This is a genomic window from Prosthecobacter sp. (assembly GCF_034366625.1).
Taxonomy (GTDB): Bacteria; Verrucomicrobiota; Verrucomicrobiia; order Verrucomicrobiales; family Verrucomicrobiaceae; genus Prosthecobacter.
The window spans coordinates 87887-111004 of record NZ_JAXMIH010000026.1 but is presented as its reverse complement, the minus strand read 5'-3'; the positions used below and the strand labels follow the sequence as shown (position 1 = coordinate 111004).

14 protein-coding genes are annotated in these 23118 nt (G+C 59.1%); 2 read left to right on the top strand and 12 right to left on the bottom strand.

Annotated features, from left to right (window positions below):
* Nucleotides 1-105: 105 nt before the first annotated feature.
* The 5 genes from U1A53_RS27130 to U1A53_RS25030 all read right to left on the bottom strand — a co-directional run bounded on the left by U1A53_RS27130 (nt 106) and on the right by U1A53_RS25030 (nt 11788).
* The gene (locus U1A53_RS27130; protein ID WP_345786509.1) at nt 106-687 is read right to left on the bottom strand and encodes an FtsX-like permease family protein; all 582 of its coding nucleotides are present in this window, start codon (nt 685-687) and stop codon (nt 106-108) included.
* A gap of 370 nt (nt 688-1057) precedes the next feature.
* On the bottom strand, nt 1058-1738 hold the full coding sequence (locus tag U1A53_RS25045; protein WP_322284626.1) for an ABC transporter ATP-binding protein: 681 nt from the start codon (nt 1736-1738) through the stop codon (nt 1058-1060).
* Between the two features lie 44 nt (nt 1739-1782).
* A complete protein-coding gene (locus U1A53_RS25040; protein ID WP_322284625.1) occupies nt 1783-2736 on the bottom strand; it encodes a fatty acid desaturase in 954 nt (317 codons plus the stop codon).
* A gap of 5 nt (nt 2737-2741) precedes the next feature.
* Entirely contained in the window at nt 2742-4097 is a 1356-nt protein-coding gene (locus U1A53_RS25035; RefSeq protein ID WP_322284624.1) for a condensation domain-containing protein, read from the bottom strand.
* Nucleotides 4070-11788 carry an SDR family NAD(P)-dependent oxidoreductase gene (locus tag U1A53_RS25030; RefSeq protein ID WP_322284623.1) on the bottom strand — a complete coding sequence of 2573 codons (7719 nt, stop codon included), beginning with the start codon at nt 11786-11788 and terminating at the stop codon, nt 4070-4072. The genes U1A53_RS25035 and U1A53_RS25030 overlap by 28 nt, the downstream gene beginning before the upstream one ends.
* Before the next feature lie 253 nt (nt 11789-12041).
* Between U1A53_RS25030 and asnB the strand changes: the two genes are divergently transcribed.
* Nucleotides 12042-14024 (top strand): asparagine synthase (glutamine-hydrolyzing), encoded by a 1983-nt coding sequence (gene asnB / locus U1A53_RS25025; protein ID WP_322284622.1) that lies wholly within the window; start codon nt 12042-12044, stop codon nt 14022-14024.
* Between the two features lie 31 nt (nt 14025-14055).
* Here asnB and U1A53_RS25020 read toward each other — a convergent pair whose 3' ends face one another.
* From U1A53_RS25020 to U1A53_RS25005, 4 genes are all read right to left on the bottom strand, one after another.
* Complete coding sequence (locus tag U1A53_RS25020; protein ID WP_322284621.1) at nt 14056-14874, bottom strand: hypothetical protein; 819 nt, start codon at nt 14872-14874, stop codon at nt 14056-14058.
* Nucleotides 14875-14878: 4 nt separating this feature from the next.
* A complete protein-coding gene (locus U1A53_RS25015) occupies nt 14879-16396 on the bottom strand; it encodes an amidase (RefSeq protein ID WP_322284620.1) in 1518 nt (505 codons plus the stop codon).
* 526 nt (nt 16397-16922) lie between these two features.
* Nucleotides 16923-17771 (bottom strand): YihY/virulence factor BrkB family protein, encoded by an 849-nt coding sequence (locus U1A53_RS25010; RefSeq protein ID WP_322284619.1) that lies wholly within the window; start codon nt 17769-17771, stop codon nt 16923-16925.
* A 674-nt stretch (nt 17772-18445) separates the two neighbouring features.
* Complete coding sequence (locus U1A53_RS25005; protein WP_322284618.1) at nt 18446-18817, bottom strand: response regulator transcription factor; 372 nt, start codon at nt 18815-18817, stop codon at nt 18446-18448.
* A 126-nt stretch (nt 18818-18943) separates the two neighbouring features.
* On the opposite strand from U1A53_RS25005, the gene U1A53_RS25000 reads away from it, so the two are divergent.
* The gene (locus U1A53_RS25000) at nt 18944-19195 is read left to right on the top strand and encodes a hypothetical protein (protein WP_322284617.1); all 252 of its coding nucleotides are present in this window, start codon (nt 18944-18946) and stop codon (nt 19193-19195) included.
* Between the two features lie 467 nt (nt 19196-19662).
* Here the strand turns inward: U1A53_RS25000 and U1A53_RS24995 are convergent, their stop codons facing one another.
* From U1A53_RS24995 to U1A53_RS24985, 3 genes are all read right to left on the bottom strand, one after another.
* The gene (locus U1A53_RS24995; RefSeq protein ID WP_322284616.1) at nt 19663-20439 is read right to left on the bottom strand and encodes a DUF932 domain-containing protein; all 777 of its coding nucleotides are present in this window, start codon (nt 20437-20439) and stop codon (nt 19663-19665) included.
* A 79-nt stretch (nt 20440-20518) separates the two neighbouring features.
* A complete protein-coding gene (locus U1A53_RS24990; RefSeq protein ID WP_322284615.1) occupies nt 20519-21952 on the bottom strand; it encodes a DNA polymerase III subunit beta in 1434 nt (477 codons plus the stop codon).
* A gap of 73 nt (nt 21953-22025) precedes the next feature.
* Nucleotides 22026-23093, bottom strand: a complete 1068-nt coding sequence (locus tag U1A53_RS24985; protein WP_322284614.1) for a WGR domain-containing protein — start codon at nt 23091-23093, stop codon at nt 22026-22028.
* Between the last annotated feature and the right edge of the window lie 25 nt (nt 23094-23118).

Sequence of the window (23118 nt, the reverse complement as noted above, 5' to 3'; positions counted from 1 at the left end):
TGGACGAAAGGAGCCGCGTGTGTGCAAAGACCGGCAGAACAAATACACTTTCATGACCAAACCTCGTCACCTCTACACCCTTCAAGATGACCTTGCCCATGCATCCTAAAATGTGCTTAATTCAGTGCCATTCAGGTCAGGTTCCAAAAGCCCACGAATGCCCGGCAGGGCGGATTCGCCCAGGATCATGAGCATGATGCGTGTGCGCTTCCAACCGATGGCGAGCAGGACACAGATCTCCTGCTTCCGTTCGAAGACCGTCATGAGCATGGTGTTCATGACGCCGAGAACGCCGACGATCACCGCCAGCAGCGAGGTGCTCCAGCTCATGGCGCGGACAAAACGATAAGCCTCACTGTTGGAGATGTGTTCACCCGCCGCCATCGCACGCGCTTCAGGAACGACATTGTTGATCTTCTCGCACAGGCGTTGCAGATCGTCCTGCTTGAGGCCGGGTGCCACGCGAACGTCGATGATGTTGATCTTGCCGGTGTTTCCCGTGATCTCCTGCATCAAGGGCAGGGAAAGAATCACCGAGCCGTTCTCCACCAGCGCTCCGCCATCGACGATGCCCACCACGGTCAGTTCCTTGACCTCGATTTGAATCGGGTCGCCCACTTTCTTCTTGAATGTTTCGGCGGCGGTGCGGCCCAGTACCACCGCAGGCTCCATCGCACCCTTTGGCAACCGGCCGGAAACGAGCTTGAGATGCTGCCATGAGAATCCGCCCCCACTCGCGGGCGGAGACCAGCATCATGGGTGAATCCTCGATGCTGGTGAAATCGACAAACAGGGAGCAGGTGGCTGTGACCTGCGGCAACGCGGTCGCGAACTGAAACATCGAACGGCTTGGGCGTGATGCCGCTGCCGAGAGTGCTGACCACGATGTCGATCTGGCGCGTTCTCATTCCCACGCCCCAGCTCGTTTCAAAACCCCGGGAAAGGCCCACGAGCGCCACAACAGCAGCGATGCCGATGGAGATGTCGAAGAGGGTCAAACCGCTGCGCACAGGACGCCGTAGCAGTCCACGCACGATGATGGTGGGAAAAGTCATGTTCAGACTGCGGTGAGTGGTGTTCCCTGATCATGCACAATCCGTCCGTTCTTCATCTGAATCATTCGTGATGCCTGCCGGGCTATGGTCAGGTCGTGAGTTACCAGCACCAAGGTCATGTTCTGTTCACGATGAATCCGGGTGATGAGTTCGAGGATGATCTCGGCGTTTTCACTGTCGAGGTTGCCGGTGGGTTCATCCGCGAGCAAAACAGAAGGACGATTGGCGAGGCTGCGGGCGATGGCGACGCGCTGACGCTCTCCTCCGGAGAGCTTGGCGGGGAAATGATCGAGGCGGTGCTCCAGACCGACGGATTTGAGCAAGCTAATGGCCCGGTCTTGACGCTCGGCAGCGGTCAAATTGGTTTCAAACATCGGCATCTGCACATTTTCCACGGCAGTAAATGTCGGCAGCAGATGAAAGGCTTGAAAAATAAAGCCGATCTCGCGGGCACGGTATGTCGATGGATCGGGCAGATCGGAAATCGAGTTTCCATGGTAGTGCAAAGTTCCCGCGCTGGGCCGATCGAGAGCGCCGAGCATCTGCAGCAGCGTCGTCTTGCCGCTGCCGCTCGCACCGATGACGGCTACGAATTCGCCTTTGGCGATGCAAAAATCCACACCGCGCAGGGCCTGTACGTGACCCTCATCGAACTCTTTGGTCAATCCTGTCGCCTCGAACACACAGTCATTCGCCACAGCAGGATCGACGGCAGAAAAAGGTGGCTTCATGGCGGGACTGGTGAGGCAAGCCATTGAGCACCGACACGTGGATCAGCAAGATTGCGCAGCAGATCCAGCAAGGCATGCCGGTAGCTCGGAAAGGGGCGTCGTTCCTCGGGCTTCACGGGCTGGAGTTCCGTAGTGAGCCTGGGCAGCTCCGCATGTGGCACCCCGGCATGCAGGTGGTGCAGACCATGATAAGGCTCATGCAGCAAAGTGAAGGACACCAGCCGTCCCAACCAGCCCTGCGCCACGATGCTGCGGGTGGAGCCGTTCACCGTGCTGCCGGTCAGCCCGACATGTTCGATGTATTTGCGCCAGCTTTGCAGGTTTCCGGCCAAAAAAGCAGGTGCCAGATACATCCACAGAAAATAGCGCCAGGCGTGCCAATGCGCGACTGCGGCGAGGATCACGGTCCACACAACAGCGATCAGCGCGAGTTCAGCCCATATTCGTCGGCGTACCTTTTTGCTCCGAATCGGCGACCCAGTGCGGAGGAAGATCCGCAAGAACAAGCACGGCAAAAACACCAGGCCAAAGGCAAGTTCGAGCACTGCGGCCAGAATTCTGGCCCAGCGTGACGTGTCAGGATGGATGAACGGCCAGAGTTCTTCGTCCCGCTCGGAGGCGAGGTGCATATGATGCAATTGATGCGCGGCACGGTAGAGGCTGAAACTCATGAAGCTGAAGACTCCAAGGAGGATGCCATCAATTTCATTGAGGCGACGGTTCCGTCGGAGCAGACCATGCGTGGCTTCATGAAAGCCAACCGCCGCCCCGTGCATGAGGTGACTGGCAAGCAACACCAGCGGCACCACCAGCCAAAGTGATGCGCCGTGGTTCAGTACCATCGCCAGCGCTGTTTCAATGACCAACAAGAGAACAACAACGATCTGGAAGGCCGATCGACTCACCCAATGAGGCTCGTGCGGCTCGATGAAGTTCGCGGTCGTTTGCATGGGATTCACAAAGTGGTCATGAGGGCGGCGGTCAAGATTTCGGGCGAGCGGCAAACGCCTGTCAGCACGGCCAGATACAGGCGGTTCAGGTTCTGAATATCGTCGAGAGGAAACAGATCACGCCGGAACAGCCATACCATCTCCAGTGAATCGCCCTCTTCGGTGATTTCGCATGCCAGATCGAAACGGCATGTGCCCGTCGAGCGCATGCGCAACTGAAGCGACACGCCATTGACCGAAATATCCGGCACAGGATGGTTTTGCAGGGCGAACCGCACCTGGAAAACAGGATTATGTCCCGGTGATGTAGCAATACCAAGCGCCCGCACGAGCTCGGCAAAGGGCATGGCATTGGCGAAGGATTCCACCGTTGCCTGCTGCACCTCCTGAAGACGCTCAGAGAACGAGCGCGTCCGGTCAATCTGACCGCGCAGCGGCACGATGCCGGCGCAATAGCCCATCGTTTCACGCACCGCCTGTTTGTTTCGGTTCGCCACCGGTGTGCCAACGAGGATGTCATCGGAGCCCGTCCACTTGGACAGGGTGATTTGAAACGCGGCCAGAAGCGTGCTGAAGAGTGTCGCGCCATTGCGTCGGGCCAGTTCCCGCACCGCGCGACCGACATCAGCTGGAATGTGCGCAACCCATCGTCTCCGCTCGCCCGATGCCACTTGTGGCCCGGTGGGCGGACTCCAGAGCGGCTTGGTTGCAGCCAGACGGGATTTCCAGAAGGTGGCACGCGGCTCCAATTCCGCAGGCTGCCAATAGGCGCGCTCGGTCGCGCCCCAGTCCGAGTAGGAGAGGGGCACAGGTGGCAGTGCGTCATGCAGCCCTCTAAGTCCCTGCACGTACGCGGCGAACAGATCCTGGACGAACACGCCCAAAGTCCAGCCGTCGGCAATGGCGTGATGAATCGCGACCACCAGCACATGGTCATCGGCGGCACGCCGGAGCACCTCAGCACGATAGAGCGGCCCGCCAACCAGATCGAAAGGCTTGCTGAAAATTTCCTGCGACAGTTCTTCCAGTGCTTCCGGTTGCTGTTGTGAAGGCGTGAGATCACGGAACGGCAGCAGCACCTTGCCGGTCTTCCGTATCAACTGCATAGGCTGGTCCTTGCCAGGAAGGAACGACAGGCGAAACACCTCCTGCCGGTCCACCACCTTCTGTAGCGCCGCCTCGCAACCCTGGGGTGTCAGCAGGCCCCGCACCTGAATAAAGGCGCAGATGTGGTTCGACACATCCCCTGCTGGCACGGGCGATGTCTCCCATAGCTCCCGCTGGGGCAATGTCAGCGGTTTGAGGCGGATTTCCCCGCTCTCAAGCCGTTGCTTCAGGCGTGTTCGGTTGTCTTGGGACATGCAGATGTTTCAGGCTCGTATTTCCAGCGTGGTTCCGCGTCATCCTGTGCTGCTACATCATCCAGTAAACGGTCAATTTCTGCGTCGGACAGCACTTCGAGGTCCACGTCTGTCGTGGCGGCTGACTCCTCGGGCAATACCACCGGTGCCGTAGGTTTGACGCTGGTTGCAGTAGTGCCGCCCATGTGTTCCGTGATCAATGTCACGATCTGGCCGATCGTGCGCGCCCGCATCAAGCTCGCTGGCGGCAAGGCCACGCCGATGGCACTCTCGATCGAGTTTTCGATCTCGACGGCCATCAGTGAATCAAGTCCCAGATCTGTGAGCGGTTGATCATCGCGCAGGCCCTCCGGTTTGACCCGCAGCACCGCCCCGACGACATCGCGCAGCGCTTGACCGACAATATCCGCACGCTCTTCCGGTGCCGCCGAGTCAATCTTGCGCCGCCAGTCGCTTTTAGTTCCGCTGGACTCCGATCCTTCGACGCCTGCGGCAAAAATACGTTCCAGCAGAGGACTGTCCTGGCTGCTACGGAAAGCCTGCCGCCATTTGGCCCAGTCCACCCGCAACGCCATCCCTTGAGTGACGCCAGCGGAGAGAAATACGTCCAGCAGGCCGGTCACTTCTCCCGGCGACAATGGCGTCGTGCCCTGACGCGCGAGGTATTCGGCAACCCGCTCATTGCGGGCCACGTAACCTTCGCCGCCAAGAGCACCCCAGTTGATGACGAGCGCCGGCAGGCCGACGGCCTGACGGTGATGCGCCAGAGCATCCATGAAGGCATTGGCGGCCGCATAGTTGGCCTGCGCCGGGTTGCCAAAGATGCTGGAGACTGACGAGAACATCACAAAGCAATCCAACTTCAGATGGCGTGTCCCTTCGTGCAGCAGCCAGGCGCCATAGGCCTTCGGTGCCATCACTCTGCGCATCCGCTCGCGCGTGAGGAGACCCATCGGTGCATCATCAATCACCATCGCCAGATGGAACACGCCTCGGAGTGCCTGCCCGGAAGATGAAATCTCAGTCAAGAGCCGTGTCACATCTGCAGGCGATCCGACATCCGCCCGCGATACCTGCACATCCACACCACGTCCGCTCAGCAGCGCCACAAACGCTTCGGCATCCGGTGTGGCGGCACCGCTACGGCTGGTGAGTACCAAGTGTCGCGCCCCAGCATCGACCAGCCATTCAGCCAGCACTTTGCCAAAGCCACCGAACGCTCCAGTGATCAGGTAACAGCCGTCTGCTGTAACTTCGAAGCCTGGCACCAGCGGCTCGGCACGGCGTGGGACGAAGGGATCGGCAAACGACACCACAACTTTGCCGGTGTGTTTGCCCTGGGCCATGAGCCGGAATGCAGCATCGATGCGGCACGCCGGGAACGAACGGAACGGCAGCGGTTGCAGGTCATCGTTGTCAACCAGCGTTGCTATCGTCTCCAATATCTGGTGTGTCTGCTCCTCATCGCCGCTGAAAATCGCATCCATCGCCACCACATGGAACGACGCGTTCTTTCGCAGCGGCCACAGCGGAATGCGCGAGTTTTGGTAGATGTCGCGTTTGCCGATCTCGATGAATCGGCCGAATTGCGCCAGACAGGCGAGTCCCATGGGAATGGCCTCAGCCGCAAGCGAGTTCAACACCACGTCCACGCCTTTGCCGTCCGTGATCTCCATCACAGCTTCCACAAAGTCGGCGCGGCGTGAATCAACGACATGCTTCACTCCCAGCGTCTTCAGCAACGCACGTTTGGCCGGGCTCCCAGCACTGGCGATGACCTCCGCTCCCAGGTAATGCGCGATCTGGATCGCCGCCATGCCCACACCGCCGGCGCCCGCATGGACGAGGATGCGCTCGTTCGCCTTGAGCTGCGCCACGGTTTTCAGCGCATGCCATGAAGTCATGAAGACCACCGGCAATGTCGCCGCCTCTTCAAACGACAGCCCTTCCGGAATGACGCGCACATCACCGCCGCGTGCGAGCGAATGAGTGGCGAGGCCGAACACGGCGAGACCAAACACCCGGTCTCCAGGAGCCACATGAGAGACCCCGCTCCCGACAGCCATGACCACGCCGGCGATCTCATCGCCAAAGATACGCGCGTCCGCCGTTTCCGCTGGATAGAGGGCCAGCGCCTTGAGCACATCACGAAAATTCATGCCCGCTGCCTTCACCTCAATCATCACTTCACCTGCACCGCAGGGCGGCAGCGCGAAGGGCGTGAGACGCAGCGCATCCAGCAGCCCGCGTTCACGGGATTCCAGCCGCAGCGGCACAGCATGATCGAGCAACTGCTCACGCGGTTCCAAACCACGACCGATGCGACGAACGTAGCGAGCATCCCCACGGAAGGCGATCTCGCGTTCGGCATCTTTTTGCTGCAGCTCGTTCCAAAGCAGCACGTCATCTGCGACCGATGCGGCGGGCGGCAGATCAATGCTGCGGCAGGTGAAGTTCGGATGCTCATTGGCAACGACGCGCATCAAGCCGATGGCAGCCCCTTGGGCCACCGCCACCACGTTCTGCCGTCCAACGGCCTGTGCGCCGCGCGTCACCAGATCAATGTGCCGTTTCGCCGCCGGGTTCAAAGCTTCGAGCGCCTGGGTCAGATGGAACAAACCATCCGTGCCCAGCAAGGCGGCGTCAGCGTTGGTTCCTGGCGCGGACTCGTTCAGATTCCACAGCAAGACGAACCTTTCCGGTGCTTCATCCACGCATGCCTCCAGGAGCTGCCGCCAGTCTTCGGGCGCTGCGGCACGCAACGTGTAAGTGTCCGCTCCCTCATCTACAAACCCGTTGCCACGCTTCGCCATGCGGCACCGCACGCCAGCGATACGAAGCTGCGCCACCAGCCGCTCACCGAGACCGGAGTCGTCGGCAAACACCATCCACGATTTTTCCGCGGACGTCTCTGTCACAGCAGGCGCGCTCGCAGCAGGTGCGGTCCACGCCTTCCGTGCGAGGAGGCCGATCAGACTTTCGCCGCCATTCGGACGGAGGAGGCCGGGGAGCGAGGCGGTCTCGCTGAAGCCGGCTTCCTGCAGCACTTTCTCCCACTGGTGCCGATGGAGCAAAGGATGGTCGGGCCGTAGATCGCGATCCGAAAAGCGCCACCAGCCGCTGGTCAGACCGAAGACCGCATTCAACCACAAATGGGGCGTGGCCACATCCACGAACAACAAAGTCCCGCCAGGTGCCAGGAGATCGTGGATGTTGTGCAAGGCGGCACGCACGTCGCTCACGGCATGCACGACATTGGCACCAAGAATGAGGTCGAACGTTCCGGCTTCGAACTCCTGCTCCGTGCCCGGCTTTTCGAGATCGAAGATCTTGTATTCGACTTCTGGAAAGGCCGCCAGTTTCTGTTTCGCGCCAGGAAAAAACGCCGCAGAGACGTCGGTGAAAACGTACATGTGCAATCCGCGCTCGATCAGCGGCAGCAACTGTGAAGCCAGACCGCCCGTGCCGGCGCCGATCTCGAGGATTCGAAGTCCGCGTCCCTCAGGAAGCTGGCGTGCGGCCGCCTCAACTGCGCTGGTGATGGCTGCAAGCCACGGGCTGGTGAAAAGACCGTCGCCGTAAAACTGATCCAGCAGTTCAGCGCCACCGCCGGTGAACAGCATTTTAACGGCATCTTTTTCGCCACGCAGAATGGGCCCGAGTTCTGCGCTCGCGACCTCACCAAGCAAAGCGTCCGGCAGATGTCCGGGATGCATGGCAACGGTGGCGCGAAACACTTCAGACACGGCATCCGCATCCAACATGAATAGCGGAGCCGGCCGAAAACCGTCCGCTTCCTTCACCAGCATGTTGCGTTGAACGAGGTCGGCTATCAATTGCGCAAACACCGGCCGCATCGGCCCTGCCACGCCGAGCGATTTTGCCGTGAAGAACCCAGTCGCTCCCATCTCACGCAAGGCGCGGGCCACCTGTGCCGCGGTCAGGTCATCTACAGCTGAGCTGGCGGCCTGGAGCGCATCACGTCCTCGCGCGTCCAACGCTTTATCCAGCGCATGCCGCGCTGCCTCATGCAGGCGTGCCAATGGCGGCGGAGCCTTCGGCACGGGCTTGGCGGCCGCCGGTGTTCGTTCCCAGGCGATGTGATAAACGAGGTCGCGACCTTTTCCGGTCCTGCCAGTCCGGCGTGCGCCCTCCACACTGATCGCCCGAAAGCCATCAATGCGGACACAGGGTTTGCCTGTCTCATCATACAAATCGATGTTTCCCTCGACCAGTTCGTCGTTGGCTTGTTTCACTCCGGCTCGTACGAGACTCGATGCACCGGGAGAACGCAGAAACAAGATCCTGGCGAAACGCACGGGCAGTCTCAGCCCCGCAGTTCGCCCCTCCACCGTCGCCGCACCGGCGGAAAAAATTTGGAGTGCTCCATCAAACAGCACGGGATGCAGCGGATATTCACCGGCACGATGCGCAATCGCGTCCGACAACGAGATGCTGCCCGCTGACTTGCCCGCTCCGGCTGACAATTCACGAATGGGACGAAACTCATCGCCGTAGCGCAGTCCCATGTCGCTCATGTGGCCATAGAAGTCGTCCACCGTCACGCTCTTCAAATCGGCAGACTGAGTGGTCTCCCACGATGAAACCGTGAAGGCCGATTCGGTGCGTTCACCGCGCATCGATCCCACCACATGCACGGACCACGACGAGGCGTTTTCGAGACGGCTCTGGATGCCAAAGGTACGCTCGTTAGGGTCATAGGACAGTTCCAGTAACAAGCCGGACGGCGGATCTGGCACGATGAGCGGCTTGCGGATTTCAAAATCTTCCACCACAAACGGCCGGCCTTCGAACAACTGCACGCCGGCTTCGAGCACCATCTCCACGAAGCCTGCCGCAGGGAAGACAATGAGGTTCTCAACACGATGATCCTTCAGGAAGGCCATGTGTCGGCCATCAAGCCGGGTGATCCACGTCGGCGTGGCCCGCGATGTCCGCACATCAAGCAAGCCACGCCCGCCTGGTGCCAGACGACCCTCGCGCAGTTCGGCGGACTCATGCCACCAGCGGCTCTTGTCCCAGGCATAGGCTGGCAGCGAGAGAATACGCCGAGAGGGCGTCATGGCGGCGAAATCGAGCACCACACCCGCCAGATGCAGGTCCATGGCCGTTTCCAGCAGCGACTCGTGTTCGCGTTCCCGGCGTGCCGAGGCCAGAATGGCGGCCTTGGTGCCATGCTCCGCATGGCATTCCTGAATCGAACGCACCAGTGCGGGATGAGCGCCGATTTCCAGCCACACATCCGCGCTCAAATCGGCCAAAGCCGTGATTGCGCACGCGAATTGCACCGGCTGTCGCACACCGAGCGACCAATGACCCGCATCGCATGCCTCGCCTTCCAACTGCTGACCTGTGACGGTGCTGAAAAACGGCACGGCTCCGACCTGCGGCTTGAGATCACCCAGCACATCTTTGAGTGCATCCGCGGCGGGCTGCATCATCGCATGATGGAAGGGATGGCTCACTTGCAGGAATCGCGCGAAGATTCCTTGCGACTCCAACTCAGCGGCGATGGCTTCCAGTGAAGTTTTCAAGCCTGACAGCGTCAGCGAACGCGGCCCATTGAATGCGGCGATGCTCACGGTGCGATCATGCCGGAGGATGGCCGCCTGCGCTTCTTCCGAGTTCAACCCAACCGCCAGCATGGTTCCGCCCGTCGGTGCGAAGTCATCCATGAACCGTCCGCGATGCACAATGACCTTCGCCGCCTCTTCCAGCGTGAGGATGCCCGCCACGCAGGCAGCGGCGATTTCGCCCACGCTGTGTCCCACGACAGCGGCGGGCTGCACGCCCCATGACTTCCACAGCGCCGCGAGCGCCATCTGCATGGCAAAGATAGCCGGCTGTGAGATCTCCGTGCGCTGCATTTGCGAGTCGGCTTCCGAACGCGCGAATTCTTCCAGGAGTGAAAACCGCGCCCAGGGCCGCATGGCGGCGTCACAGGCCTCGATCATCCGCCGGAACACCGGTTCATGCAGCATGAGTTCACGTCCCATGCCCCACCACTGCGGACCTTGGCCGCTCATGACGAAGACCACGCGTGCGGCTTGCTCGCGCCGTGGTGTGAAGGCCGTCCGCAGCTTTGGTCCCGGCTGTCCTGAGGAGAATGCATGGAGTTCCTGCACGGCCTCGGCCATCGAGTGCGTAGTTAACGCGAGACGATGCGAGTGGTGATTGCGCCGAGCTCCGAGCATGTAAGTGACGTCCGGCAGCAACGGCGAACTGCCATTCAACTTCGAATGATCATCCAGCCAGGTGCTCAACTGCCACGCGGCGGCCCGTAGCGCCTCCTCGGAACGCGCGGAGAGCACCAACGGCCATGCGCGGTCCATGGGCTCGGTCAGCAACGCCCGCTGCGGCGGCAGCGGTGGTTCTTTGAGGATGATATGTGCATTGGCACCGCCGAAACCAAAGGAATTGATGCCGACCAAGCGCCCCTCAGGCGTCTCGGAAAACGGTTCCAACGTGGTGGGAACCCGCAGTTTTAGCGCGTCGAAGTCAATGTGCGGATTGGGTGTCTCAAAATGAAGGCTGGCGGGAATCTGTTTGTGTTTGAGCACCAGGACAGCCTTCACCAAGCCGGCCACACCGGCGGCAGTTTCCAAATGACCGAGATTCGTCTTCGCTGAGCCAATGATGAGCGCTGTCTCCGTGGTGCGTTCGTTGCAGAGCGCGTCGGCCAGGGCATGGGCTTCAATCGGGTCACCCACCGCCGTGCCGGTGCCATGCGCCTCGACATAGCCGATTTGCAGCGGATCAATCCCGGCATTCACACACGCTTCGCGCACCAGCCGTGCCTGCGCTTCGCCACTGGGAAGCGAGATGCCGTTGGTGTGACCGTCCTGGTTCACGGCCGACCCCATGATCACCGCGTGGATCGGATCACCGTCAGCGATGGCATCGGAGAGTTTTTTCATGAGCACCATGCCTGCGCCTTCGCCGCGCACAAACCCATTGGCCGAAGCGTCGAACGCCTTACATTTGCCATCGGGCGACAACATCCCGGCTTGAGAGAATCCAATGAACCCATCCGGCGTGATCATCACCGTCACACCACCGGCCATCGCCGTTTTACAGTGCCCAGCCAGGATGTGCTCACAAGCCACATGCACCGCCGTCAGCGCGGATGAGCATGCGGTGTCCAGCGCGAGGCTCGGCCCCGTCAGATTGAGGCAGTAGGAAATGCGGTTGGCCGCGATGCTGTGTGCGCTGCCGGTGGGCGTGTGGGCGCTGATGCCCGCACGATCTGTGGCCGTGTGTTGCAGCCCTTGGTAATCATTGTGCGAGATGCCGACGAACACGCCGATGTCTGTCCCCTTGTCGAGATCCAAAACCAGGCCGGCATCCTCAATCGCCTCCCACGCTGTCTCGAGGAGCAGACGTTGCTGCGGATCAATGTAAGGTGCCTCGCGCGGCGAGATGCCAAAGAACTGCGGATCAAACTGGTCGATGTTGTCCAGAAAGCCACCGCGCTTGGCGATGGTCTTTCCAACCAGCCCCGGTTCCGTGTCGTAAAACCGCTCCACATTCCAGCGATCCGGCGGAACCTCCGACACCGCGTCACGACCCTCAACAAGCATTTTCCAAAATGCCTCCGCATCATTCACTCCTCCTGGAAAGCGGCAACCAATCCCAATGATCGCAATACCTTCGTTACGATTTGTGTCCATAATGTGTTTGTTTGCTACCGACGCTATTCGGAAATGCGGAGTGCCTTGGCCTTGACGGAGTGACAAACTCTCAAAATAAATGAGGTTCCCACCTCATTTAGGCATCGGGCGATGCTGAATTTCATAATGGAGTGGGGGTTTCCCTGATGCATTGCACGGCTGAGGTAAGGTTTGAACCGCGTCTTGGGATAAGGGACATGCTGTGGAGCAGTGATTCCTTGACGAGCCTGATCCGAATCCACAGTGTCGGCTCATGTGTGGCATCGCAGGCGTGATAGACTTGAGCGGTCGGCGCATGGTACCCGAAGGTATCATCCAGCGCATGGCCAGGGCCTTGGTTCATCGCGGCCCGGATGAAGAGGGATTTTTCAATCGCCCAGGCGTTGCCCTGGCATCACGGCGGCTCAGCATCGTCGGTCTCGCGGACGGCCAGCAGCCGATGACGAATGAAGATCAGAGCGCGTACGTGGTTTTCAATGGCGAGTTGTTTGATCACATTGAGAAACGCGCGGAACTGGCGGCACGCGGACATCGTCTGCACACTCACTGCGATACGGAAATCATTCCCCACCTGTGGGAAGATCATCAGGAAGGCATGTTCGCGCGCTTGCGCGGCCAGTTTGCCATCGCCTTGTATGACGTGCGCCGACAGCAATTGACGTTAGGGCGCGACCGCTTTGGCATCGCACCGCTGTACTGGACGCGACAAGGCGACTGGCTGCTCTTCGCCTCCGAAATCAAGGGCCTGCTCGCCTCCGGCATGGTCACGGCCAAAGCCGACCTGCATGGCCTGGATCAAATTTTTACCTTCGCCGCCATGCCGGGGCCGTTGACGTGTTTCGAAGACGTGCGCCTCCTGTCTCCCGGTCATTATCTGCAAATCACGCCTGGCGGAAACAGTACGGCACCGGTCATTGAGGATCACGCCTACTGGGAAATGGATTTCCCGGATCGTGGCGACGAAAACCTCGAAACAGATCCGCGCAAGCTGGTGGATGAGTTCGAGCAGTTGCTGCTCAACGCTGTGGACAAGCGTCTGCGTGCCGATGTGCCGGTGGGCGCCTATCTCTCTGGCGGTCTCGACTCCAGCATGATCGTGGCCATGGCCTGCAAGCTCAAAGGCCCGGCAATCAACACCTACACCATCCGCGTGGATGATCCCGCGCTCGATGAACTCAGCGCAGCCAATCTCTCCGCCAAGCACATCGGCACCAAGCCGCCCATCGTGCAGGAATTCCGCGCCAGCGACGCACTGGCGACTTACCCGGAGTTGATTCAGGCCGCCGAAGCACCGGTGATCGACACTTCCTGTGCTGCCTTGATGCAACTCGCCCGGCGCGTGCATGCCAACGGCCAGAAAGTGGTGCTCACCGGCGAAGGAGCCGACGAATGGCTGGCCGGCTATCCCTGGTATAAAATCGCCAAGATCCTCGGCATCCTCGACGTCATGCCCGGCATGCGGCTGAGTGACAAAGTGCGCCGGGCCTTTCTGCGTTTCAGCAAGGTGCCGCAATATCCGGCCGCATTCCGCCACAGCGTGGAAGAATGCGTCGGCGGTCCCAATGCGTGGATTGATTCCTACGGCGTGCTCGGCCTCGCCAAACTGCGCTTCTATGCCGAGCCGATGCGCGCGGTGCTGGCGCACGCACGTCCTTGGGCTGGACTCGGCATCAATCTCGAACGCGCCAGCCGCTGGCATCCGCTCAATCGCGGCCTCTGGGTCGGAGCAAGGGTCACGCTGGCCGGTCATCTGCTGCAAGCGAAGGGAGATCGTGTCGCCATGCACTCCTCCGTGGAGGTGCGCTATCCCTTCCTGGATGAAGACGTATTCGACTTCACCGCCAGACTCCATCCGCGCTGGAAACTGCGCGGCTTCCGCGACAAACACCTGCTGCGCCTCGTCGCCGAGCGCTGGCTGCCGCCGTCCATCGCCCGCCGTCACAAAGTCATCTTCCGCGCCCCGCTGGACAGTTTCCACATCGATCCCGAGCCGAAATATATCGGCGAGCTGTTGAGCGATGACTCCCTGCGCCGCACTGGCTACTTCGATGTCGCCGCCGTGCGCCATTGGCGCAAAGCCTACCGGCAAATGCGCCCCGGCTCCCTGCCTCGCCTCTCCGTGGAAATGGGCCTCGCCGCCATCGTCGCCACCCAGTTATGGCATCACACCTTCATCGATGGATCGCTGGCGGATATCCCCATGTCGAGCAGCATCGCCACCGCCGTAAAAGTGTGACACTCCCTCAAGCATTTTAGCTTCGGCTGGTTCAGCGAATCTTCGCCAGCGCCTCTTTGCCTTTCGCCTTCAATTCAGGGTCGTCATACTCCTTGTCCGGCATCGCCAGCCCTTTTTCGAGGAACAGGCGTGCCTCGACGTTTTTACCCATCTGTGCGTAGGTGCGCCCCAGTTCGATGTAATGGCGGAGCCGATGGGGATTGATCGCGATGGCACGCTCAAAACACACCACTGCTGCTTCATTGGTAGTGACTGGCAGCTTGCCGTAGATGAGTCCACCCAGCGCACGCTTGAGCGTGCCAATGCCGGCAAGCACCTGGTGCCAGCGGCCCAGCACATGCCAGGCGTTGTCATTGCGTGGATCGAGTTTGATCGCCTTGTCAGCAGCCTCCTTGATGTGTGGCGTGGCCTCCACCTGCGCCTTGCTGCCCTGATAGGGCAGCATCTTCCCGTACGTGATGGCGGGAGAAAGCTGCGCTTCGGAGCTGCGTGACGCGAGCGCCGCCGCACGCTGTCCATAGCCCAAGGCGGTGGCACCGAACTTGAGCCGGTCCTCAGTCGTCCTGGCCTCAGCCATCAGATAACGGTATTGCCGAGCGATGCGCAGCAGCAGGGGCACGTTCTTCGGCTCCAGTTGTGCCGCCCTTAGATAATAGTTGAGCGCACGATTGGCCTGAAATTTGAGATCGAAGACATCGCCCTTCTCCATGAGTTCCTCTGCGGGCGTCTTTGGCACAGCCTCCGCCGGTTTGATGATGGTTTCACCCCCAGACTGTGCCTGGCCGACAGTGGAGATGAGCAACATTATCAGGGCGATGCCCAAGGTGAGAGTGACAGAAGGAAAATTCATGATGTTAGTGCTTGGTTTCGAACAGACGGCCTGCATTTAACAGCTCCGCCTCGCTCAACGGTGGTCCGACCAATTGCAGGCTCGTCACGGGTACGGTCTTGCCTTGCGCCGGCAGCGGGACGGGCAGCGCTAGCGCGGGATTCCCCGCCAGATTGACGCCCACGGTGTTCTGCATGTTGAACACTCGCAGTTCAAACACGACAGTAGTGCCCCAGAAGGGAAACTTGGGCGGCAGATTCTGCAGCGTCGGCACGGCGATGAAATCCATCTTCTTGAAGGCTTCGAGCAGAGTTCGCTGCCACCCAGGCCGTCTCTTCAGCGCTTCTGTGTAATTGTTGGCCTTGTATTCAATTTCGCCCAGAGCGAACACCGCCTTGGTGATGAAGTTGACGCCTTTTTTGTCGCCGTATTGGCGGTCACTGATCCAGGCATCGGCGGCGGCCACGACTTTGCCGTCCTTCTGCGCCTGTTCCCATTGCGCTTTGAACGCCCGACTGAGCCGGTAAATCTTAAAGCCTTTGGCGACGAGGACCGCGTCTATGGCGGAGTCGATGGCGGGGTCGGTGCCGTCCAGATACAGCCGCCCAATTTTAATCTGCCGGGGCGAAGGTTTGGCCGCGGCGGCTCTTTCGTAACGAGCAGCGAATCCCCGCTGCAGCAAGTCCATGCCTTTCACCAGATGGGGGATGTCCTTGGCCATCGGTCCGACGGTGTCCAGATTTCTGGGTGAGATGGGAACCACGCCTTGGGTGGACACGAGACCATAGGTCGTCTTCAGGCCGTAAATGCCGCAGCACGCCGCCGGGACGCGGATCGAACCGGCGGTATCGGTACCAAGAGCCACATCCACCATACCGGTTTTAACCGCTACGGCCGAACCGCTGGACGAGCCTCCTGGAATCACTTCAGTCTTGCCGTTCCAACGATTTCTCGGCGTGCCAAAATGGCTGTTGTTGCCCGACACTGTCACCGCGAGTTCTGTGAGATTCGTTTTTCCCACAATCGGCACATGGCGCTCCCGCGCTAATGCCAGACACTTCGCATCGCGTGCCGCAGGCGGACTCGTGCTGGCGAGATAGGCGGAACCGGCAGTGGTGACCACGCCTTTTACATCGATGTTATCTTTGACTGCTAGACGCAATTGCCTGCTTTCTGTAGGCGGTGGCCAGTAAACGATGAAGGCATGAGCACGCGCCCGAGTCGCCAAGTGTTTTTCCCAGGAACAACTGTTCAGGAGAAGCAGCCACAATAGTCCTGACAGAACCCATTGGAAGGTGGCGCAGGATTGATTTTTCATGTCATTCATCAAGTGGCCCTCCATGTTTTGTCTCGAAACGGGGCGGTTTGCCCCGCTGGAAAGATTTTTTTTCTTTCTGCGCCAGCCATCAACTTTTGGGTGGATCTGCCGGATCACTTCTAGGCGGGCGAGGGTCTGCGCCACCATTGCAATAGAACATCTCCCCATTTTTGTCCGTCCAGTGATGGGCGCGATGCGGCTTGTCCAAAGCACAGCGTTTCTCACCCGGCTTTGGTGGTAAAGATGGGCCCGGGGCCGGGGGCGGTGGAACCGGCGGCGGGGCCGGACTTGGTGGCGGAATCGGCAGAATCGCCAAGGATGGTCTCGCCGACGGCATGGCGTCGAGGTAAATTCCACTGGTCAGAAAAAGTGAGGCAACAATGGCAGCGAGTAACGGTCTCATGGCATTTGCGGCTGATTTTTTGACATGTCTCGAATGGAACGGTGCGCAACGTCTGGCCCCACCGAATCTAGAAAATCATGGCTATGCCCTCACTTCGCGTGGGCGGCTGCCAACGGACGTATCAAGTTAGGCATCGCTGGCACCACATGCGTTTGATGGGCTGGCACCCATGCGATCACAAGTGATTCATGAACCGGCTGATTTGCGGGACGGACCATGTAATTAGGCGCATTTTGATGCACGCGTCTTGGCGGTTTCCGCCGAATCCGTCAGTCCAGTGATGCAACTAGCACCGTCTGCTGCAACACATGAGAGGGACCGGGTGGTCGGGAGCTGCCCGGTCCCAATCTACTTTGATCCCGGTGGATTTCTAGGAGGGGACAAGCGGTGGAAACCACGGCGAAGAGGTGGCTTCAGCCTGCCAAACTCCTCGGCCTGTGCAGCGCAAAGGCAGCCGCCATAAATGATAATGACGCCGGACAAATAGATCCACACCAGCAGCACGATCACCACTGCGACCGCGCCATAGACGGCGTTGTAATTGCTGAGTTCATACACATAACGCTCAAACAGATTGCGGCAAACCTGGAGGAGAATCGTCGTCAGAAGGGCGGCGAGAGCGACTTCGGAGAACTGCGTGCGGCGCCGGGGTGAAAATTTGAAAAACATGCTGAGGCCATAGAAGAGCACCATGGAAGGCACGAACAAAACGGCGATGTCAAACAGGCTGCTGAATGCCTCGGCTTGCAGAATGGCGGTGTGCCGGAGATGACTGATGCCCAGAGGTACCAGCACACCGATGAAGAGCGCGCTTGCCACCAGTCCCAGCATCATAAAACTATGCAGCGGGAGCCGCCACCACGGGTACTCAATGGTCCCCCAGGCTCGATTCACACCACGGACCATGGCGTGGAAGAAATGAGTAGAACTCCAGATGAGCCCTAACATTGCCAGGGCGCTGATGCCCCCACGGGCATCGACAATGCCATGAATCGCGACATCGACGACACCTCTGTCCGAAGTGTTGAGCGGCACATAATGCCCAAGGTTGTCGATGATATAACTGACCACGGTGGCATTATCCCAGAACTTGGAACCGAGGGTGACGAAGAGGAAGATAAGTGGGAACAGGGCAAAGAATGCATAATAGGCAAAGGCCGCCGCACGCTGCTCGCCGTCGATGTCGAAAAACTTCACTCCAGCCACCCAAAACATGTGCAAGACGCGTTTGACCCACTCGCCCAGGGGATGCCTCTCAAAGAAGGATATGGTCATGCAGTATTAGGGCAGACGGTTCTTAAAACGGAGGCTTGTCGGGAGTTGGCACACTCATAAATCATTTCACGGCGACTCGTCGATCCTCCAAGAGCGAAATCGCGATACCCGTCGCGAAAGCGGTCCAAAACACGGTCGTGGGATTCTGCATTTTCCGCCGCAGAGACTCCCAGCCTCCATGCGGTTGGTTCAAAAGAGTGAGCGCGGTTTCAGAGTCCTTCCCGGAGGGTTGTCGAATCGCGCCGCCTTCATTGATCATGGCATTGGCTGCCATATCTGTAGTTCCGCGATGGTGCGTAATGAAGTCTTGTCTCATGGCGTGATTGCACTTTTTGGTTATTCCAATGATTCGAATGGGATCAGCCTGGCGGTGGAACGAACATGTCTGGAGTGGGATCACGGTGATCATAGATCTCCGTCTCAATGCCATGCTCGTTCAAATGCTCACAGCAAAGCTCTACAGCTCTGCGACCATCAATGGACACGAGATCGAAAAGATCTGTGCGGTATATCAGAGTTCCAGTTGCCGCTTGCATCATCACAAGATCGCTGCCGGGCAGACAAACGGTCGTGTGATCAGGCGCAAAAGCGATGCTTCACTCGGCACGCATAAACCAATCGCCGTCTTGTTGAATGGTGCTCACCGCCTCAACGAGTTGTGCGAGCGAAGCTTCTTTCGCGATGAAGCCTTTGGCGCCGCAGGCGGCGGCTCGTTGGGGATAGCTGCTGTCCTCATGCGCAGACACCATCAGAACAGGCAGGCGCGGAAGGTGCTGAAGAACTTCGGCGATGAAGTCAAAGCCATTACCATCAGGCAGTCCTACGTCCATCACCAGAAAATCGGGAGCGTCCTGCTTGATTTTATCCCGAGCCTCGGCAAGAGAGGAGGCCATCCAGGCCATGGTGAGGTCAGGCGCGTCTTCCACCAGAGTCAAAAAAACGCCACGGATGATGGCGTGGTCGTCCACCACAGCGAGCCGCCGCGGCGCATTTTGAAGCGTTGAGGAAATGGAGGCCAACATGTTTAGGCAGCCTATCGGCGCACATTTGAAATTCCAGGCGGTTGAGGTGACATTCGCATTTTAGAGAGCCTCTTGAACACCTCTCTTTCCTTGATCGAGAATGTTCCGCTGATAGTTGCGGCAAGCTTTACTTCACAGTGTAGCGAGAAGCACCGAAAAAAAGGATTTCGCCACCAGCATAAAAAAGCGGGAGACCAGCCTCCTAGAGCGCGGCAAAAAATAAGCCATTTGGCAAGTGTGCCGACGGCGACAAAGAAGAAGTTCATGGCAAATCAAATCGCCTATGCCAAACCCCGTGGTTGTATGGAACTGGACACCATGTGACCACAGTATCGACTGGTTCTGATGGATGGCGCGCTCCGTAAGCAGGCCGAATTATACATGAAATTACAGCGTTCTTGGATTGCTCCAGGTTTCTCTTCAACGGTCAGGGAAATCCAACACACGAATGGAGTGGTGATAGCTAAAAAATAACCCGCATGTCAGCGTGGATTATTCTCCGATGCGTGATTTTCGTTTTTCATCCTGACATTAACGGCTATGCCGGGGTGAAGAGATGTGAATCCATGCTGCCTGTCCTGATTGAAACTTGTCGCGTCAACATGCCTGAGATCCGCATCTTTAAATTCACCCACCAAGGAGCGTCAGCGCAGGACAGTGAATTATCATGCTCCGAAAACTCCATCCGTCTTGGAAGAGGGCGTCCAAGTTGGCTCCACTGGTTGGTGCGCAGAAGTCTCGGAACTAAAGGGAAGGGGACTCAGATGAACTGAATCCCCCTTCCCTTTCTCTCACGCGGACAAGCCAACGTGAGTGTCCAGCAGTCCATGCAACGCCTCGGTACGCTTGGGCAGTTTGGCGAGGTTGCCGTCCTTCAAAGACTCGGTGAACGCGTTGAACAGGCTCCAGACGTTGCGTGATTCAAACGCGTCATGTCGTGGCGCGCGCCATTCGTGCAGGACGGGTGGGATCAATCGGTTGGAGCAGACGCCGACATCGGTGGCGCGGATGACGAGGTCGTGGGCTTCGATGTCGGTGATCTCGGCTTCTTTGTAGGCGGCGATGCGTTTGTCCTGATCATGCCATTTGGCAAGCAGGAGTCCGATGGAGCGGCTGACCAATTGAGGCAGATCCCGAACGATGTACCGGGTGTGTTTGCGCGCGAATTTGATCTCGCCGCTGAACGACAGGTTGTCGCAGACGAACACGCTGGCTCCGGCGACGATTCCCGTAGGGAATGTCTTGTCGTGGCTGTTGCGTAGCCCAAGCACCCAGCAGTAATCCTCGCTGGCTTTCTGGGCGTGCATTTCCATTAGGCCGAAATAACGCTGCCCCTCATGGGACAACGAATGGGCTTGCGTGCCGATGCGCAGGTTGGTGGTGGCGAGAGTTCTCTGCACCGTGGTGATGAGCTGGTGATGTGGGATGGTGCACCAACTGTCGGTGGAGCGTGGCGTGGAAACGGCGCGGACCTCATCGAGGTTCACGTGAGAGGCTCCGCAGTGCAGAATGAGATTCGGGGCGCGGCGTTGGATGAGCTGAGGTTGAGGATCGAGATTGGCAATCATGTTAATATGTTCCTTTCTTGAATGAAAATGCCCATGAGCCGGTGATGGCTCATGGGCTTGGAGGTTGATGGTTGGGGTTTTAGAGTTTGAGGCTTTGCAGGGTGCGCAGGGTGGTGCGCACCGAGTTGAATTCCTTGCTGCTGGTCTTGTGTTCGCGGTGGATGGACTTCAGCTTCAGGGACAGGTCACGCAGGAGATTGAACCCATCGGTGAACTTGTCCCGGATTTGCAGGGTCAGGTCGATGGCTTCTTCGAGGGCGGATTTACTGTCGTTGGATGTCGGTCCTTCAGAGTTTGGGGTAGTGATCATGGGTTTGCTTGCTTGGGTTGGTGTTGGGGGTGGAGGCCGGGATGACGGCAGACGAACTGGAGCGGGTGCGGGTTTTGCTTCCATCTGTGGAGGGGATGCCACAGCGCGTAGAGGCATCACGATCATTTGCCGCCCTTGGCTGTGGAACCGCAGGGGAGCGTCTTGTTCCATGAGGCTGATCGTGTTGAGACCGTAGTGCAGTGCTTTGATGAGCAGCTTGCGGTTGACGAAGATCGTGATCTCCGGACCTGCGGCTTGCACATCGGGCACCGGCACGCGCAACCAGGGTTCGGCATAGCTGTCCTTGCCGAGGAGCAGGAACTGTCCCTGCTTCCATTCCAGGCCGATGCAGAACAACCGCTCATCGTGACAGGGCATGCGCTGGATGAGCCTGATGAGAGTTTCCAGTTTGGCCGGGGCGATGGTGATGTGGGTTTTGACAGCGCTCGGATGGGGAACCGTCACGCGCCAGTCAGGGTAGTTGCCTTCGATCTGCTTGGTGATGAACCGCCAGCGTCGGCTGGAGAGCTGGACGTGTTTGTCATTGGCCTTGAGCTGCCATTCACCGTCCGCGTTGAACTCCTTCCAGCCGAGGAACTTGTGGTTCGGAATGATGAGGGAGCGCTTCAACGGCAGCGAGAACGAGTTCGCGCTGTACAGATGTTTGCCATCCGTGCCGATGATGTAGTTGGCCTTGGGATTGCTGATGTCGATGAATGTGCCGTTGAGCACGTAACGACTGCTGTCGATGCTGGCGCAGTCCATCGCTTCGAGGATCGACTCGCGAACACCGGCTGGCAGAGGGATGGCGTCCGCCTGGAGGCGCGGTGTGACGGGAAACTCTTCCGGTGCAACGAAGGCGAGCTTCGATTCACCGAACTCATTCCCCAGGGGGAAGCGGATGATGCTGGCGTCTGGGCTGGACTCGACCTCGATGGTCTCGCCCCTGCCGCAGTTTTTGACGACTTGAGCGAGTTGATCGTAAGGAAGCAGGATGGTGGCAGGCGGGCCTGCGGTGGGATGTTCAAGACGCATGGTGACGAACCGGTCGAGGTCGGTGCCGGTCAGGGCGATCCAACCATCGGCGGTGCGTTCGACTTTGAGGTGATGCAGCACTGGCAGCGAGGCTTTGGGGTTGATCACTTTGCTGAGGCCGGCGAGCGCGGCTTTCAGTTCCGCGATGGGGAGTGGGATGGGTTTCATGGAGATGGTGGGTTGAACGCGAACAGCCCATGCACCGGTGAGGGCGCATGGGCTGGCAGCGTGGGTGGGTGGGTTAAGCGGCTGCCTGCATCACCTCAGCTTTGTATTTGAGCTGGGCAGTGGTGCATTCAGCGGAACGGATGTCATCACGCGGTCCGAGATATACCGGCTGATAGATGGAGCCGGATTCCTTGAACGCGTAGAGGTAGCGGCATTCCACGACGGCTCCCGGTGAAGGGACATCGTGGTTGGGCGGGATGGTGACGTTGCCAGCGGGGCGGGCCTTTGCGTTCTCGAACAAGATCAATGACACGCTGCGCTTGTCGTTCGCCTTGGCGACGATGAACGAGGCGGTCTCGTAGAACTTGTATTTGAGCTGGGTGCCACCGGCGCTGGGACGGCCGGAGATGTAAGGAGCGTCGCTGTGCTTGAAGACAACACCCTCAGCATGGCGCTGTTTGAGCTCGTGGTAGCAACATTGCTTCTGCGCCGTGGTAAACTGGCTTGGGACCAGTTCGATGTGCGGGTGTTGGAATGAACCGAGCAGGTTCATCAAGTGCAGGTAGCGTTCGCCACAGCGTCGGCCCCGGATGTCATCGTCGTCGATGAACAGGAGGTCGAAGGCATGCAGCGTGTCGCCGATGGCTTCACCATCCATCAGAAAGTCCCCGGCACATGCCGAAGCCTCCTCAATGAGCGATGGTGGCAGCGCGACGGTGAGCCCCAGGCGGTTGATGCCCGTGACGGTGTCGCCCTGCTTGTGGATGAGCAGCCGCCGGCCATCCTTCTTCTCCTGCATCCAGCAGGCCGGGTCGTGAATGAGTTTTTCCAGCTCGTGTGACTCCACCGGGTTCAACAACTGCGGCAGAATGCCGGAGCGGATCTTGTCGGTGTGCTGGAGCGGAGCGGTGGTTTCGGCAGGGCAGTAGCCCTTGGCGGTCTTTTCCTTGATGAGCTTGTCGTAGATGCCTTTGGCGATCTGATATTCGACGGGCTGTTGAGTTTTGCTGCCGGTGCTGAGAGTGGCACCGCGACGACCATAGGCGAAGTGCACCATGAAGCCGCCATCCTTGGGCTTTATGCTGGCCTGATACACTTTGTCGGAGGGGCCTTCGCGGAAATAGAGGGTGATGCTTTCCATGGGTGTCCTTTCATGAAATAAGAAG

Coding starts and splice junctions, on each gene's coding strand:
- U1A53_RS25040 (WP_322284625.1), bottom strand. CDS start 2,736: ATGCAAACGACCGCGAACTTCATCGAGCCGCACGAGCCTCATTGGGTG.
- U1A53_RS25035 (WP_322284624.1), bottom strand. CDS start 4,097: ATGTCCCAAGACAACCGAACACGCCTGAAGCAACGGCTTGAGAGCGGG.
- U1A53_RS25030 (WP_322284623.1), bottom strand. CDS start 11,788: ATGGACACAAATCGTAACGAAGGTATTGCGATCATTGGGATTGGTTGC.
- asnB (WP_322284622.1), top strand. CDS start 12,042: ATGTGTGGCATCGCAGGCGTGATAGACTTGAGCGGTCGGCGCATGGTA.
- U1A53_RS25020 (WP_322284621.1), bottom strand. CDS start 14,874: ATGAATTTTCCTTCTGTCACTCTCACCTTGGGCATCGCCCTGATAATG.
- U1A53_RS24995 (WP_322284616.1), bottom strand. CDS start 20,439: ATGATTGCCAATCTCGATCCTCAACCTCAGCTCATCCAACGCCGCGCC.
- U1A53_RS24990 (WP_322284615.1), bottom strand. CDS start 21,952: ATGAAACCCATCCCACTCCCCATCGCGGAACTGAAAGCCGCGCTCGCC.
- U1A53_RS24985 (WP_322284614.1), bottom strand. CDS start 23,093: ATGGAAAGCATCACCCTCTATTTCCGCGAAGGCCCCTCCGACAAAGTG.